This window comes from Ruegeria sp. YTSA168 (genome assembly GCF_059610045.1).
This window is the reverse complement of sequence record NZ_JBXWMW010000003.1, coordinates 98162-112691: the sequence shown is the minus strand read 5'-3', so window position 1 is coordinate 112691 and position 14530 is coordinate 98162. Positions and strand designations below refer to the sequence as shown.

Below are 14530 nucleotides of genomic sequence, written 5' to 3'. Positions count from 1 at the left end.
TGGCATGGTTTGCGGTACTGACCCGGTACTCGCAAAGAAAAAGGACCTAGCGGGCAACCGCTAAGTCCTTGAAATCTTTGGCTCCGGCGGTAGGGATCGAACCTACGACAAATTGATTAACAGTCAACTGCTCTACCGCTGAGCTACGCCGGAACGGTTTGCGCCATATACCAACCCCGATTTTTGCCGTCCAGTGGGGAAGCGCGCGTTTTGGGAAAAAACTTTGCGCCTATGCCTGCCGGTAAAAGACGGCCTCGGCCGATAGTACTCCTTCGTGCGTTGCATTGGATTTTCCAACCAGGTCAACCAGATGAGCAAAGACATTCCGCTCTGCTGCGGGCAGCAGCGCTTTGGGTGTTTCCGTGTAGATGCGCTGGGCCAATTGCCGGGCGGTGCCGGGGCGGTCTTCCAGCGCCGACAGGATTTGAGCTTCACGGCCGAGCCTGTGTTGAATCAACCACGCCAACCGCCCGGGCGGGTCGGTGATAGGTGCGCCATGACCGGCATGAAACACAGACCAACTGCGCTCTTGCAGGCGATAGCTGGCGGACATGAAATCCGTCAGATCTCCATCCGGAGGAGAGACCAGCGAACTGGCCCAGCCCATCACATGATCTGCTGTGAAACAGGTCTGACCCCAGGCCAGCGCAATGTGATTACCCAGATGCCCCGGTGTATGGATCACCTCAAGTTGCCAGCCATCGCTTTCGATCACTTCACCATCGGTGACCTCAACATCCGGGCGAAACGCCAGATCAATCCCTTCGCCGCCGCCAGCCAGACCGTTTCGTGCGAGTTCGGACATGACATCGCTGCGGCCGGCTTCGGGGCCTCCGAATGCATAGATCCGCGCTCCGGTACGTGCCGCCAAAGGGGCGGCCAGCGGTGAATGATCCAGATGGCTGTGGGTCACGAAGATATGGCTGATTTTTTGACCGGGTTGCAATGCATCCAGTATCGCTTCCAGATGCGAGTCCGAAAGCGGGCCGGGGTCGATAACAGCTATGTCGCGTTCGCCCAGAAGATAGGTATTGGTCCCACGATAGGTCATGGGCGAGGGGTTGGGGGCCAGAATACGCCTTAGTCCCGGTTGCAATTCTGCCGCGATCCCTGTGGGCGGGTCGAAATCATCTGGCACCTGCATTCTGTCCTCTTCCTCTTGCCCGGGCAGCCCGCTAGGTTTAGCGCATGTCTTCGCAATGGCTCAAACCTTATCTGCCACGCAGCCTTTACGCCCGGGCGGCGTTGATTCTGGTTTTGCCGGTGATCGTCCTGCTGCTGGTTGTTGGAAATGCTTTTCTGCAGCGACATCTTGAGGACGTGACAGCGCAAATGGTCCGTGCTGCTGCGCGCGAGGTCAATCTGGTGACCGGTGCGATGGAGGGCGTTGAGACCCAGCAACAGGCGATGGCTGCTGCGCGCCCCGATCTGGCCGCGCTTGAGATGAGCGTTAGGTTCCTCGATCTCAACGAAGCGCCGGATATCGGCACCGGGCGCTGGTATGATTTCATCGCCCCGCAGATTGAGGAGGATTTGCATGCTCTGCTGCCTGATCTTGAGGCGGTGGCTTTACCCAACGGACCGGACGTGCGGCTCTACATGGACACGTCCTTGGGCACACTGGAACTTGTGTTCGACCGCAGGCGGCTTGCGCCTACTGCCCCGCACCAGTTGATCGTGACAATGGTGTTTTTCGCCATCGTGATGACTTCGATATCGTTTCTTTATATGCGCAATCAGCTGCGTCCGATCACGCGGCTGTCCAAGGCTGCCGAGGCCTTTGGGCGGGGGCGGGTGGTCGACTACACACCCGGAGGAGCGATTGAGGTGCGCGCAGCAGGCAATGCCTTTCTGGACATGCGCGCTCGGATCGAACGGCAGATCGAACAGCGAACAATGATGCTTTCTGGTGTCAGCCATGATCTGCGAACGCCTTTGACCCGGCTCAAGCTGGGCTTGTCGATGCTGCCTGAAGATGAGGCCGCACCGATGCAGCAGGACGTGACCGAGATGCAGTCTCTGTTGGATGCCTTTCTGGACTTCTCGCGCGGGGCAGCCGAAGGTGCGCCGGAAGAGGTCGACATCGAAATCCTTGTGCACCAGATCGTTGAAGATGCCAAACGGGCGGGCCATGCGGCCGTATTGGTCGAGGTCGACGGGCAGGGCACCGTCATGCTGCGTCCGATGGCCATGAGGCGGGCGGTTGAGAACCTGATCAGCAACGCGGTGCGCTATGGCAGCCGTGCCGATGTGAGCCTGTCGATCACCCCAAAATCCTTGCGAATCCGGGTTGAAGACGATGGGCCGGGCATTCCCGCGGATCGACGTACCGAGGCGGTAAAGCCGTTCTCGCGCCTTGATCCGGCCCGCAACCAGAATCAAGGCAGCGGAGTCGGGCTGGGTTTGGCAATTGTTGCGGATGTGGCGCGGGCACATGGCGGCGTTCTGCGGCTGGCTCAAAGCGAGCGATTGGGCGGTTTGTGTGCCGATATCATAATCGGACGATAGGGGGCCTAAGAAATACACGCGCCCAAGAATCGATTGTTAGAGCGCTGTCTCGAACTCAGTTCAAATCTTCCAGCAGCCGTCCATGTTTGCGGGTCTCTGAAATTACCGCGCCGAAGGTGGTCATCCCGCGCGCCTCAAGCATCGGCAGCATCTTGACCAATGCATCTGCCGTCGCCACCGCATCCCCCAATGCCGTATGACGCAAAGCGTCAGGAATGGTGATGTCCAGCCTTTCGCATAGGGCGTCCAGCGTGTGCGTCTCACTGGCGCCAAACAGAACTGCTGACATCAGGACGGTATCCAGAATGGGGTGGTCCCATTCAACGCCCATACGCTGCGCATGACGGCGAAGAAAAGCCATGTCAAACGGAGCGTTATGGGCGACGATCACCGCATCCTGCGCGAATTGGTGGAATATCCGCCCCGCCTGACCAATATCTGGTGCGCCCTGAACCATGTGGTCGCTGACCTTGTGCACTTTGGTCGAAGCCGCTGGGATTGGAATGCCCGGATCGACCAGCATATCCAGCTGTTCACCCGCAACGATCCGACCCTTGATGACGCGCACCGCGCCGATTTGAACGATCTCATCCTTGTGGGGCAGCAGGCCGGTTGTTTCCGTATCGAATACGACAAAGCACAAATCCGTCAGGTTCCGGGTTTCAAATGCTTCCTCTGCCGCGCTTGTCAGCAGATCGAAATCATAGACCAGCGGGCGTGCCGAATCCGGTGCAATGCGGGCCGCGCTATCGTCGAAGATAAGCATATATCCCGGCGCATCACCCAAGGGTTTCATCCGCGCCTGATAGCTTTGCTTGTCGTCGACGCTGTGCAAGGTGCAATCCACATCCAGCCCGGTTTTTGTCAGGCGTTTAAACGCGGCCTCCAGCGAGTCTGATTTGAGATACTCAAACAGAGAAGCATTCAGGCGCGGATGCGCAATCTGGGCCAGAACCTCAGCCGCCTGCGCATCATAAAGTACGATCTTGTGCGTCGGACTTGCCAGCAGCATGGCCACCGGAATTTCGGTGAGCAAAGCGGTCAGGCGTTCTTTTTCCGTGGCCAAAGCAGCGGTTTCGGTCGCCACAGCCTCGGCTATATTCAACGTCTTATCCGACAATTGATCGGCAAGCCCCGCGGCTGCGGGGGCCAGATCGCCAAGGTAGCGCGCGGCCTGCATATCCATGTCCGTGCTAACGCCGGCATGGGCACGGGCGCGAAGCTGTGCCGAAATGCGCTCAATCGGTTTTGCGATATTGTCGTCAAACAGCAGCCAAATCCCTGCGACCAGTGCCAGCAGGCCAAACCCGATCAGAAGTCCAGAGAAAACGAATGCATCCAGAAGTTCTGGCTGGCCTGCGCGGGTATAGCTGAGCCCCAAAGCCAAAGCCGTCACCAAGAGCCCGCCTAAGGCAAGCAAACAGAAGAACAGGAAAATCCTAAGTCGAAGGCTGAGGCGGGTCAGCATGATTACACTCCGCAGGTGGCCTCAATGATTGGGTCACTGCTACCAGCTGTGAACCAATCGGCGTTTACCAGTTGTCCGTCAGCCCCGAACTCGGCCCCATCGGCCAGATTGGCGCGCCGGTTCTGAGTGCAGTCAACCGCAACAGGAACCATCGAACGCGGCGCCCAGCGGCCAAAGAAATACAGGTCGACCAGGCGTTGATCCGGCACTTGATCATTGGTCCGCAGCGAGACCGTGTCGATGGCGGCAAAGCGATCGACAAAGGGCACCGCATAGGTCCATGGGCGGTAGATTGCGCGGCTTTCAACCTCTTGAATCACCGTCAGACTGTCAGGCAGCGTGTCGCGGGTGCGGTCATACCACGAATACTCGCTGGCAATGGTCATCCCGATCATACCCAAACCTGCCGCAACCGGGGTTGCCCATCGGGGCAACAGGCCACCGGTTACCTTGTTCAGCACCATCACGACCCCGGCAAAGGCGAAGCCTGCGAATATTGTGCCGATCAATTCCAGAAACATCTGTTTCCTCCACTTTCGGGGCGCAGACGGCCCCTTCTTCAATTCATTTGCTTTACCAGAGCGTCAACAGATCCTAGCCCAGCATCCCTTTGCCATGACCAACCGCAGATTGCATTGTCTTAATCACCACAAAGGCGTCGCGCAGATGGCTGCGCTCGAAATCCGATAGATCCGAGGGGGGCAGGTAATTATCCGGGCCCGTGCCTGATTTGACCCTTCGAACCTGATGTTCCAGGCGGGTTTCAGCGATCAGGTCATAGGCATCCAAAAGGTCCCGTGCACCCGAGGGGCTGAGCACGCCAGCCGCCTCAGCCGCTTTCAGCCGCGCGCGGGTATTGGCTTCGGTCAACTGCCCTTGCAGGGCGTAGATGCGGCCCAGATCAACCACAGGCACCACGCCATTATGTTTTAGATCCAATGTGTTGCGATGTTCTCCTGACCGAACAGTGGCAAACCCGCGAAACAGCCCCAAAGGTGGGGTGTGCTTCAGCGAGTTTGCGATCATGTGGGCCACAAAGATCGAATTCGAACTGGCCGCTTTCAGCGTGTTTGCCTGAAGATCGGCAAACAGATCAAACGTGCCGCCGATGGGACGCAGGTCAAACATGACTGAGGCCAGCATCTGCGCCTCAGGGTTGGGTTTAGCGATCCAGCCGTTGAAATACTCGCGCCAGACCCGCAGAGGCTGGCACCAACGCGGATTGGTCGCCATCATGTCGCCGGGGCAATAGAAATACCCGCAGACATCCAACCCGTCCGAGACGAATTTGGCCAGAGATTGAAAGTAAGGCATGTCGTCGTCGGTGACACTGTCGTCCAGCATCAGGCAATTGTCCTGATCGGATACGCCTGTCTGTTCCTGCCGACCTTGCGAGCCACAGGCCAGCCACAGATAGGGAACAGGCGGTGGGCCTAGCTTATCCTCGGCCAGCGCGAGCAAGCGTCGTGTGGCGGTATCAGCGATATCGGTAATCAGACGCGTCACGATCTCGTGCCGGTTTCCTGCGGCCACAAGCTGGACCAGCAATTGCGATATCTCGGCCGTAACGGTTGCCATTTCAGCGGGGGAACCGGCATGGGCAATTCTGCGCACCAACTCAGCCGAGCTCACCGCTTGATAATGGGTCAGGTCGGTTTGCGTCACAATTCCGACCAACTGACCCGCATTACAAATGGGAATATGACCGATCCCACGCTCCATCATGATATGCAGCACATCAGACCCGATATCCGTGGGGGAAAGCGTAATGGGGTTTGAGGTCATGATCTCCGAAATCGGAGTGTCCGGGGGCAGTGCATCCGCCACGTATTTGCCTGAGATATCGCGCAGGGTTGCGATCCCCAACAACGCCTCGGCATCTGTCACGCAAAGGGATGAAATCTTCTTGTCGCGCATCAGGCGCGCGGCCTCGGGGACGGGGGTATCGGGTAGGCAGGTCGCGGGATCACGGGCCATCAGAACGTCGATGGCACTGGTGGCCAGGCTCTGCGGGCCGGAACGATCCCCACGGGTCCGGTTGAAAAACCGGGATACGATCTCATGCGAGGTGACCAGATCCTGTACCAGATCGGGCGGCAGGATGATCAGGATGGATGCGCGTTGCGCGGTTGCACGTGTCGCGGCTTTGCCATTGCGCAGCAAGCCCCGTTCGCCGAAGGAATTGCGCAATCCGAGTTGCGAGACAACGGCACCGTTTTCATCCGTGATCTCAACCAGCCCTTCGTAGATTAGAAACACGCCGGGCAGGGTGTGCCCCAGATCATAAAGCTGCGCATCCGCGTCCACATCCTGAATGTCCGCCCGGCGCGCAATATCTTCCAGCACGTCCTCGGCCAACGCGTCATAGGGATGGACGGATTTCAGAAACCGGGTGATCTGCGATTGGGACAGGGTCATCAGAACGCTCAATGATCTCCAAGCAAAAATCCCGCCCGGTGGAATGCCGGGCGGGAACAGTAAGTCGAAAGACGCGGCACATAGAGGTTATTCATGCACCGCATCATGCTCATTTATTCTGAGCTGCGCCAGCACCACGGGGAATGCGAACGCTTTCGACCAATTCAACGATCTCCTGCGGAGTCTCTTTGGTCATACCGGCAACGACGTAGGCAACGCCGAAGTTGATCATTGCACCGATGGCGCCGAACGAGGTCGACTTGATCGGACCCAGCAGCGGGTCAGCATCGGTGAACGAGTTGGTACCCGGAATGAACAGCCAGCCTTTGTGCAGGAAGATGTAGACCAAGGTCACAACCAGGCCAGCCATCATGCCAGCGACCGCGCCGGTGTTGTTGATGCGGGTCGAGAAGATCCCCATCATCAGCGCCGGGAAGATCGAGGCTGCCGCCAGACCAAAGGCCAGGGCCACGGTTTGCGCCGCAAAGCCCGGTGGGTTCAGACCCAGCCATGTTGCGACCACGATGGCCACAGCCATGGCAATCCGCGCCGCCAGAAGCTCACCCTTTTCAGAGATCGACGGGTTGATCGCCCCTTTGACAAGGTCGTGGGACACCGCTGACGAGATCGCCAGCAACAGACCCGCAGCCGTGGACAGCGCCGCAGCCAGACCACCGGCAGCAACCAGACCCACAACCCAACCTGGCAGGTTGGCAATTTCCGGGTTCGCAAGAACCAGGATGTCGCGGTTGAACTTGGTCAGCTCGTTACCAACCCAGCCTTTTTCTTCCGCAATGGCCTGCATCGCTTCGGATTTGTCGTTGTAGTACTGGATTTTACCGTCGCCGTTCTTGTCTTCCCAGTCCAACAGACCGGTTTTCTGCCACGTGGCCATCCAGTCATATTGCTGGTCGTTGTCGATCTGTTCGACACTCACAGCACCACCTTCGATGCCGCCATTGGGCCACATCATTTCACTGATGTTCAGACGTGCCATGGCACCAACCGCAGGGGCGGTCAGATACAGCAGAGCGATGAAGACCAGCGTCCAGCCAGCGGACCAACGTGCGTCAGAGACTTTCGGCACAGTGAAGAAGCGCATGATCACGTGCGGCAGACCAGCAGTACCGATCATTAGCGACAGCGTAAACAGTACCATGTTCAGTGTGTTCGAGTGGTGGGCTGTGTATTCGTTAAAGCCCAGCTCGGTCACGATCGCGTCCAGCTTGGTCAGTAGCGGCTCACCGCTTGCGGTGTCGCCAAACAGACCCAAGGCCGGGATCGGCGTGCCTGTCAGTTGCAGCGAGATGAAGATTGCCGGGATGGTGTAGGCGGTGATCAGCACGCAGTACTGAGCGACCTGCGTGTAGGTCACGCCTTTCATCCCACCAAACACCGCGTATGCAAACACAACTGCGGCACCGATCAGCAGGCCTGTGGTGTTGTCGACCTCAAGGAAGCGACCAAAGGCCACGCCTACGCCGGTCATCTGACCAATCACGTAAGTCACCGACGCAACGATCAGACAGACAACCGCAACGACACGTGCGGTTTGGCTGTAGAACCGGTCGCCAATGAATTCCGAGACGGTGTACTTGCCGAATTTACGCAGGTAGGGGGCAAGCAGCAGAGCCAGCAGCACGTAGCCACCGGTCCACCCCATCAGGAAGGTCGAGTTGTCATAGCCGGTAAAGGCAATCAGGCCGGCCATCGAGATGAACGAGGCCGCAGACATCCAGTCTGCCGCTGTCGCCATACCGTTGGTGACCGGGTGAACGCCGCGACCGGCGGCGTAGAATTCAGATGTGGACCCAGCACGGGCCCAGATCGCGATGCCGATGTAGAGCGCGAAGGATGCGCCAACAAACAGCAGGTTGATGGTAAACTGATCCATTGCTCGCTTACTCCTCGTCCACGCCGTATTCAGCGTCCAGCTTGTTCATGCGCCAGGCGTAGTTGAAGATCAGCACCAGAAAGACCAGGATTGATCCTTGCTGAGCGAACCAAAAGCCCAGATCGGTGCCGCCGATGGCGATCCCCGACAGAAGCGGACGCAGCAGGATGCCGAATCCAAACGACACCAGCGCCCAGATAACGAGGCTGATGTAGATGAGGCGCAGGTTGGCCTGCCAATAGCCCTTATCGGCATCGGCAGCCTGCGCGGAGTTTGATGAATGATCCGCCATGCGGTGTCCTCCTTCGCTTCCCTCTTGGGCGGCGCTGCACAACTCCTCCAGTGCGACGCGCCGCTTCTTCGTTGTGCCAAACGTTTCATGACGTCCGGCAAAACTCCGCTGTTCCGCCAAGGCGGTTCAATCGAAGTATTCGGTTTCAGGATCAAAGCCTTGCGGCCTATCTCCTCCCATTCGTGTGTCTCATCGCCCGCAAGGTCCTCCTGCGCGGGCGGTGAGGTCGTCTTAGATCAGGGCCTAGGTGTTGGCCCTGTTTTCGATCAGGTCTTCAACCACTGACGGGTCGGCCAGGGTTGATGTATCGCCCAGACTGCCAAAGTCGTTTTCCGCGATCTTGCGCAGGATGCGGCGCATAATCTTTCCCGAACGGGTCTTGGGCAGGCCGGGAGCCCACTGAATGACATCCGGGCTGGCAATCGGTCCGATCTCGGTCCGAACCCAAGTGCGCAGCTCTTTCAACAGCTCATCCGAAGGCTCACGATCATTCATCAAAGTGACGTAGCAATAGATACCTTGCCCTTTGATTTCATGGGGATACCCAACCACGGCCGCCTCGGCCACAGCGGCATGCGCGACCAGCGCACTTTCCACCTCGGCGGTGCCCATGCGGTGGCCCGAGACGTTGATCACGTCGTCAACGCGGCCAGTGATCCAGTAGTCACCATCCTCATCCCGGCGGCATCCGTCACCGGTGAAGTAATAGCCTTTGTAATCCGAGAAATAGGTCTTCTCGAACCGCTCATGATCGCCCCAGACGGTGCGCATCTGGCCGGGCCAGCTGTCTTTGATACACAGAACGCCTTCGACCCCATCGCCTTGGATCTCGACCCCGGATTGCGGGTCCAGAACCACGGGCTGAATGCCAAAGAAAGGTTTCATGGCCGAACCCGGCTTCATCGCATGTGCACCGGGCAGGGGGGTCATCAGGTGACCGCCGGTTTCGGTCTGCCACCATGTATCCACAATGGGGCATTTGCCTTTGCCGACAACCTCATTGTACCAGTTCCAGGCTTCCGGGTTGATCGGCTCACCCACGGTCCCCAATGTGCGCAAGTCGCTCAGATCGCATTTCTCGACGAACTCAGTGCCTTGGCCCATTAGCGCACGGATCGCAGTTGGGGCGGTATAGAACTGATTGACCTTGTGCTTTTCGCAGACCTGCCAGAAGCGGCTGGCGTCCGGATAGGTTGGTACGCCTTCAAACATCAGCGTGGTCGCCCCATTGGCCAACGGGCCATAGACGATATAGCTGTGGCCGGTCACCCAGCCCACATCCGCCGTACACCAGTAAACATCGCCTTCATGATAATCGAAGGTAATCTCATGCGTCATTGCGGCGTAGACCAGATAACCGCCGGTGGTGTGCACGACGCCTTTTGGCTGACCGGTCGAACCGGAGGTGTAGAGAATAAACAGCGGATCCTCGGCGCTCATTTCAGCAGGTGCGCAATAGTCATCCGCTTCCAGGGCCATCTCGTTATAGTCAAAGTCGCGGCCATCAATCCAAGTGGTTTGACCGCCTGTGCGCTTGACGACGAGGCATTTCACCGTGTCCTTGCAGTGCAGCAGGGCCGCATCAGCGTTGGATTTCAGCGGCGTTTTACGGCCCCCGCGCGGGGCTTCGTCAGCGGTGATGACAACCTTGGCGTCACACCCATTGACGCGTGCAGCTAAGGCGTCCGGTGAAAATCCTGCAAAAACAATAGAATGGATCGCGCCGATCCGTGCGCAGGCCAGCATCGCATAGGCCGCCTCGGGGATCATCGGCAGATAAATCACAACCCGGTCACCTTTGCGCACACCCAGCGTTTCCAGAATGTTCGCCATCCGGCACGTGCGGCGGTGCAACTCGGCATAGGTGATGTGCTGGGCGGGATCATTTGGATCATCGGGTTCCCAAATGATCGCCGTCTGATCTCCGCGTGTCTCAAGATGGCGGTCTAAGCAGTTGGCGGATACGTTCAGCGTACCATCAGCGAACCAGTTGATCTTGACCGAGCCGAGATCGTAGTTGACGTCTTTGACCTGAGAGAAGGGTTTGATCCAGTCGACGCGCTTGCCTTGCTCGGCCCAGAAAGCGTCGGCGTCACTGATCGAAGCTGCATACATCGCGTCATACTTGGCGGCATCAACATGCGCGCGCGCGATGGTATCTGCGGATGGCGCATATGTCTTGGCATCTGCCTGGGCAGCGGTAGTCATTTTTGAGGCTCCTCCCTCTGGACTGGATTGTTCTGGATCTTCTTTGCCCGCCGAACGGGTAATGTCGATCCCATTCCTCCCCGAGCGCAGTATTGCTGCGTTCTGAAAATAAATAAATAAATTGCGGTAATCCCTGCATTTGTTTGTCAAAAAATTTCTTTCTCAAGTATATTTTTGTAAACAAATTTGTAAAATATATCGAAAAAGTGATGATAATCAACGCATAAGCTGTAATGCTGCCTGCCATCGTCGAAATCATCCCTTTCGTCGTTTCGTCTCAAAGTCAGACTGGGCCAAGGCCTGATCCATGGTGTGAACATGACCTGCGCGTATCCATTGGCACCTCTGCGGGGTTGGCAGAGGCGGGGGTTGGCGCTAACTTTTTCCCAAGCGCCTCGGGAGGAGGTGCATGTAAGGGAGACATCAGAATGAAAAAGTATTTGAGCGGTGCGGCTGTCACCGCCCTTGGGATTGCCTTTGTCACCGAAGCCGCCGCAACGGAGTGGAATGCCTCGGTCTGGGGCAAGCGCCGTGCCTTTACCGAGCATGTTGAAAAGCTATCCGAACTGGTGAGCGAAAAAACCGGTGGCGAGTTCACCATCAATGTCAGCTATGGCGGCCTGTCCAAACCGCGCGAGAACCTGGACGGGATCGAGATCGGCGCCTTTGAGGTTGCGCAGTTTTGCGCAGGTTATCATCGCGACAAGAACCGCGCGATCACTGTGCTGGAACTGCCTTTCTTGGGCGTGAACAATCTGGAAGAAGAAGTCGCGGTCAGCCATGCGGTCTATGACCATCCGGCCGTGGCCGACGAAATGGCGCAGTGGAATGCACGTATTCTGATGACGTCGCCCATGCCGCAATACAATCTTGTGGGTACCGGTGATCCACGCGATCAACTGGCCGATTTCGAAGGCATGCGCGTCCGCGCCACCGGCGGTCTGGGTCAGGCATTCGAGGCTGTCGGCGGGGTTCCGACATCAGTTCCCGCAACCGAAGCCTACAACGCGATGGAATCCGGTGTTGTCGACACCGTGGCCTTTGCCCAACACGCGCATCTGTCCTTCGGCACGATCAACGAGGCCGATTGGTGGACCGCAAATCTGAACCCCGGCACGGTGAATTGCCCGGTTGTTGTGAACATCGACGCCTATGAGGCATTGTCGCCCGAGCATCGCGAAGCGCTCGACAGTTCGATTGACGAAGCAATTGCGCATTATCTGGTGAATTACGGCGGTCTGCTGGAGCAATGGGATAGCGTTCTGTCCGAAAAAGGCGTTCAGAAAGTGATGATTGACGACGCGGTCATCGAAGAGTTCCGCACAAAGGCGGCTGACCCGATCCGCGAACAGTGGATCGCGGATATGTCTGCCCAGGGCCTTCCGGCGCAAGAACTCTATGATCTTGTTCAAGCCACGTTGCAGCAACAGCGCGGCGGGAACTAATCTTATTTTCGGGCACCCTTACCGGGTGCCCGAATAGCTTCACTACAAAGGATCACCGGAATGGCAGGTCAAGCCACGGTGCTGGAAGATGGCAGCCGCCTCAGCCAGCTGGATCAGCGTTTGCTGATGCTAGAGCGTTTCATGGCGCTGATAAGCGGATTCGCCGTGTTCAGCCTGATGGTTCTGGCCGTTGTTTCGGTCAGTGGTCGGAACACCTTTAATGCGCCGCTGCCCGGCTATGTGGACTGGATCGAACAGGCCATGCCGCTGATCGCGTTTCTTGGCATTTCATATGTGCAGCGCGACGGTGGGCATATTCGGATGGATATCGTGATCTCTCGCCTGCATGGGCGGGCCTTGTGGCTGTTTGAACTTGTTTCGATCGTCCTTATCCTTGTCCTGATGCTGGCTCTGGTCTGGGGCAGCTGGTCACATTTCGACCGGTCCTTCGATTTCGGCGCTCCGCTGTGGAGCCGTGACAGTTCAATCGACATCGGCATCCCGCTTTGGCCTGCGAAATTGTTGGCGCCTGCGGCGTTTTCTGTGCTGTGTTTGCGGCTGGTCCTGCAAGCCTGGGGATATGGGCGGGCCCTTTTTCTGGGGCTCGAAACGCCGGTTGCCGTGCCATTGATCCAGGATGCTGCCGCGCAAGCCGCTGCCGAGGCTGAACAATTCGACGGGCAGGGCTAGCACATGGATACGATTGAGATCGGCCTTTGGGTCACCAGCTTCCTGCTGCTTCTTGTTGTAACCGGTATGCGCGTGGCCTTTGCTGCGGGCCTGGCCGGGCTGTTCGGGCTTGTCTGGATTTTCTGGGCCAAGTTCGGGTATGACCCTGGCCGTCTTGGCAAGGCCGTCACGGTGGCCGTGAAAACAGCCGGGCAGGTGCCGCATTCCAAGGTGGCGGCCCATACGCTCAGCCTGATTCCGACCTTCATCCTGATCGGCTATTTGGCCTACTACGCTGGTCTCACCCGTGCCTTGTTTGAAGCGGCCAAACGCTGGATCGCCTGGGTGCCGGGCGGGCTGGCCGTTTCGACCATCTTTGCCACCGCAGGTTTCGCCGCGGTGTCTGGCGCTTCAGTAGCCACATCTGCCGTGTTTGCCCGCATTGCGATCCCAGAGATGCTGAGCGTTGGCTATAACAAACGCTTTGCCGCAGGTGTGGTGGCGGCGGGTGGCACTTTGGCGTCACTCATCCCTCCATCAGCGATTCTTGTGATCTACGCCATCATTGTTGAACAGGACGTCGGAAAACTGCTACTGGCGGGGTTCATACCCGGGGCGTTTTCAGCGCTTGTCTATGGTCTGCTGATCGTCGGCATTGCAGTTGTGTTCAAATCCGTAGGCCCGCCGGTCACGGGCTTCAGTTGGAAACAACGCTTCGCCGCACTGCCCGGAGCCCTTCCGATCGTGGCCGTGATCCTGATTATCATCTGCTTTGTCTATAACCCTTTTGGCGACAAAGCCTGGGGCACCCCTACCGAAGGCGGCGCAATCGGCGCATTCATCGTTTTTTGTTTCGCCCTGTTCCACGGCATGCGCTGGCCGGAGTTCAAATCTGCCCTGTTGGAAACCGCCAAACTGACGGCGATGATCTTTTCGATCATCTGGGGCGTCTTGATCTATGTGCGTTTTCTGGGCTTCGCAGATTTGCCGGGTGCGTTCTCAGATTGGATCACGTCGCTCGAAATGTCCCCGATGCTGATTCTGATCTGCATCCTGCTGGCCTATGCCGTGCTGGGTATGTTCATGGATGCCATCGGGATGCTCTTGCTGACCCTTCCGGTTGTCTACCCGGCGGTGATGGCCCTGAACGGTGGCGAAACCGTCAGCGCCGCAGACAGCGCCTTTGGCATGTCCGGTCCGATGTGCGCGATCTGGTTCGGTATTCTGGTCGTCAAGATGGCCGAGTTCTGTCTGATCACACCGCCCATTGGCTTGAACTGTTTTGTTGTCGCCGGCGTGCGACCTGATCTGAGTGTTCAGGATGTGTTCAAAGGTGTGACACCGTTTTTCATCGCCGATGCGTTGACAATTGCGCTGCTTGTGGCTTTCCCGGGCATTGTCCTCTACTTGCCATCCTTGGCGGGGTAGGGGCAGCGAGGCTCTGCCTCGCGCTCCGGGATATTTTTGGCCAGAAGAAGCAGGGATTCACCCTCTGAACCTCCGCCCAGAGAGCTTTACCTGGCGCGGCCATCGGCATCCCTGCCTGTACCGCCTCTCCATACTGGATGGTTTTGGTTAATGATCCATTACTTCATCTGGCCAAAAATATCCCGGGGGAGGCGCCCGAA

Annotated in this window: 11 protein-coding genes and 1 tRNA gene; 4 read left to right on the top strand and 8 right to left on the bottom strand. The window is 57.9% G+C overall.

What is annotated here, in order from left to right; all coding sequences use genetic code 11:
* Positions 1 to 78 precede the first annotated feature (78 nt).
* Positions 79 to 153 (bottom strand) — tRNA-Asn (locus AC2FFE_RS07195).
* A gap of 76 nt (positions 154 to 229) precedes the next feature.
* Positions 230 to 1144, bottom strand: coding sequence for an MBL fold metallo-hydrolase (locus AC2FFE_RS07190; protein WP_496846289.1), 915 nt, complete (start codon positions 1142 to 1144; stop codon positions 230 to 232).
* Between the two features lie 44 nt (positions 1145 to 1188).
* Here AC2FFE_RS07190 and AC2FFE_RS07185 point away from each other — a divergent pair, with 44 nt between their 5' ends.
* Complete coding sequence (locus tag AC2FFE_RS07185; RefSeq protein WP_496846288.1) at positions 1189 to 2508, top strand: ATP-binding protein; 1320 nt, start codon at positions 1189 to 1191, stop codon at positions 2506 to 2508.
* Positions 2509 to 2563: 55 nt separating this feature from the next.
* On the opposite strand, the gene AC2FFE_RS07180 is transcribed toward AC2FFE_RS07185, so the two are convergent.
* The 6 genes from AC2FFE_RS07180 to acs all read right to left on the bottom strand — a co-directional run bounded on the left by AC2FFE_RS07180 (position 2564) and on the right by acs (position 10788).
* Positions 2564 to 3976: a 3'-5' exonuclease gene (locus AC2FFE_RS07180; RefSeq protein ID WP_496846287.1), complete on the bottom strand. Its 1413-nt coding sequence runs from the start codon at positions 3974 to 3976 to the stop codon at positions 2564 to 2566.
* Between the two features lie 2 nt (positions 3977 to 3978).
* Positions 3979 to 4497: a hypothetical protein gene (locus AC2FFE_RS07175; RefSeq protein ID WP_496846286.1), complete on the bottom strand. Its 519-nt coding sequence runs from the start codon at positions 4495 to 4497 to the stop codon at positions 3979 to 3981.
* A gap of 73 nt (positions 4498 to 4570) precedes the next feature.
* Complete coding sequence (locus AC2FFE_RS07170; RefSeq protein ID WP_496846285.1) at positions 4571 to 6394, bottom strand: DUF294 nucleotidyltransferase-like domain-containing protein; 1824 nt, start codon at positions 6392 to 6394, stop codon at positions 4571 to 4573.
* Between the two features lie 109 nt (positions 6395 to 6503).
* Entirely contained in the window at positions 6504 to 8288 is a 1785-nt protein-coding gene (locus AC2FFE_RS07165) for a sodium:solute symporter family protein (protein ID WP_480547136.1), read from the bottom strand.
* A gap of 7 nt (positions 8289 to 8295) precedes the next feature.
* A complete protein-coding gene (locus AC2FFE_RS07160) occupies positions 8296 to 8580 on the bottom strand; it encodes a DUF4212 domain-containing protein (RefSeq protein WP_170530242.1) in 285 nt (94 codons plus the stop codon).
* Positions 8581 to 8823: 243 nt separating this feature from the next.
* Complete coding sequence (acs, locus tag AC2FFE_RS07155; protein ID WP_496846284.1) at positions 8824 to 10788, bottom strand: acetate--CoA ligase; 1965 nt, start codon at positions 10786 to 10788, stop codon at positions 8824 to 8826.
* A 428-nt stretch (positions 10789 to 11216) separates the two neighbouring features.
* Between acs and AC2FFE_RS07150 the strand changes: the two genes are divergently transcribed.
* From AC2FFE_RS07150 to AC2FFE_RS07140, 3 genes are read left to right on the top strand one after another with little or no spacing between them, the layout of a single operon-like run.
* On the top strand, positions 11217 to 12233 hold the full coding sequence (locus tag AC2FFE_RS07150; protein ID WP_496846283.1) for a C4-dicarboxylate TRAP transporter substrate-binding protein: 1017 nt from the start codon (positions 11217 to 11219) through the stop codon (positions 12231 to 12233).
* 60 nt (positions 12234 to 12293) lie between these two features.
* Positions 12294 to 12923 (top strand): TRAP transporter small permease subunit, encoded by a 630-nt coding sequence (locus AC2FFE_RS07145; RefSeq protein WP_496817629.1) that lies wholly within the window; start codon positions 12294 to 12296, stop codon positions 12921 to 12923.
* Positions 12924 to 12926: 3 nt separating this feature from the next.
* Positions 12927 to 14330: a TRAP transporter large permease gene (locus AC2FFE_RS07140; protein WP_496846282.1), complete on the top strand. Its 1404-nt coding sequence runs from the start codon at positions 12927 to 12929 to the stop codon at positions 14328 to 14330.
* The last annotated feature ends 200 nt before the right edge of the window (positions 14331 to 14530 follow it).

What these genes read in the sequence shown, in the direction of transcription:
- AC2FFE_RS07160 (WP_170530242.1), bottom strand. Translation starts at nt 8,580, where the DNA reads ATGGCGGATCATTCATCAAACTCCGCGCAGGCTGCCGATGCCGATAAG.
- AC2FFE_RS07140 (WP_496846282.1), top strand. Translation starts at nt 12,927, where the DNA reads ATGGATACGATTGAGATCGGCCTTTGGGTCACCAGCTTCCTGCTGCTT.
- AC2FFE_RS07170 (WP_496846285.1), bottom strand. Translation starts at nt 6,394, where the DNA reads ATGACCCTGTCCCAATCGCAGATCACCCGGTTTCTGAAATCCGTCCAT.
- AC2FFE_RS07180 (WP_496846287.1), bottom strand. Translation starts at nt 3,976, where the DNA reads ATGCTGACCCGCCTCAGCCTTCGACTTAGGATTTTCCTGTTCTTCTGT.
- acs (WP_496846284.1), bottom strand. Translation starts at nt 10,788, where the DNA reads ATGACTACCGCTGCCCAGGCAGATGCCAAGACATATGCGCCATCCGCA.
- AC2FFE_RS07190 (WP_496846289.1), bottom strand. Translation starts at nt 1,144, where the DNA reads ATGCAGGTGCCAGATGATTTCGACCCGCCCACAGGGATCGCGGCAGAA.
- AC2FFE_RS07185 (WP_496846288.1), top strand. Translation starts at nt 1,189, where the DNA reads ATGTCTTCGCAATGGCTCAAACCTTATCTGCCACGCAGCCTTTACGCC.
- AC2FFE_RS07165 (WP_480547136.1), bottom strand. Translation starts at nt 8,288, where the DNA reads ATGGATCAGTTTACCATCAACCTGCTGTTTGTTGGCGCATCCTTCGCG.
- AC2FFE_RS07145 (WP_496817629.1), top strand. Translation starts at nt 12,294, where the DNA reads ATGGCAGGTCAAGCCACGGTGCTGGAAGATGGCAGCCGCCTCAGCCAG.
- AC2FFE_RS07175 (WP_496846286.1), bottom strand. Translation starts at nt 4,497, where the DNA reads ATGTTTCTGGAATTGATCGGCACAATATTCGCAGGCTTCGCCTTTGCC.
- AC2FFE_RS07150 (WP_496846283.1), top strand. Translation starts at nt 11,217, where the DNA reads ATGAAAAAGTATTTGAGCGGTGCGGCTGTCACCGCCCTTGGGATTGCC.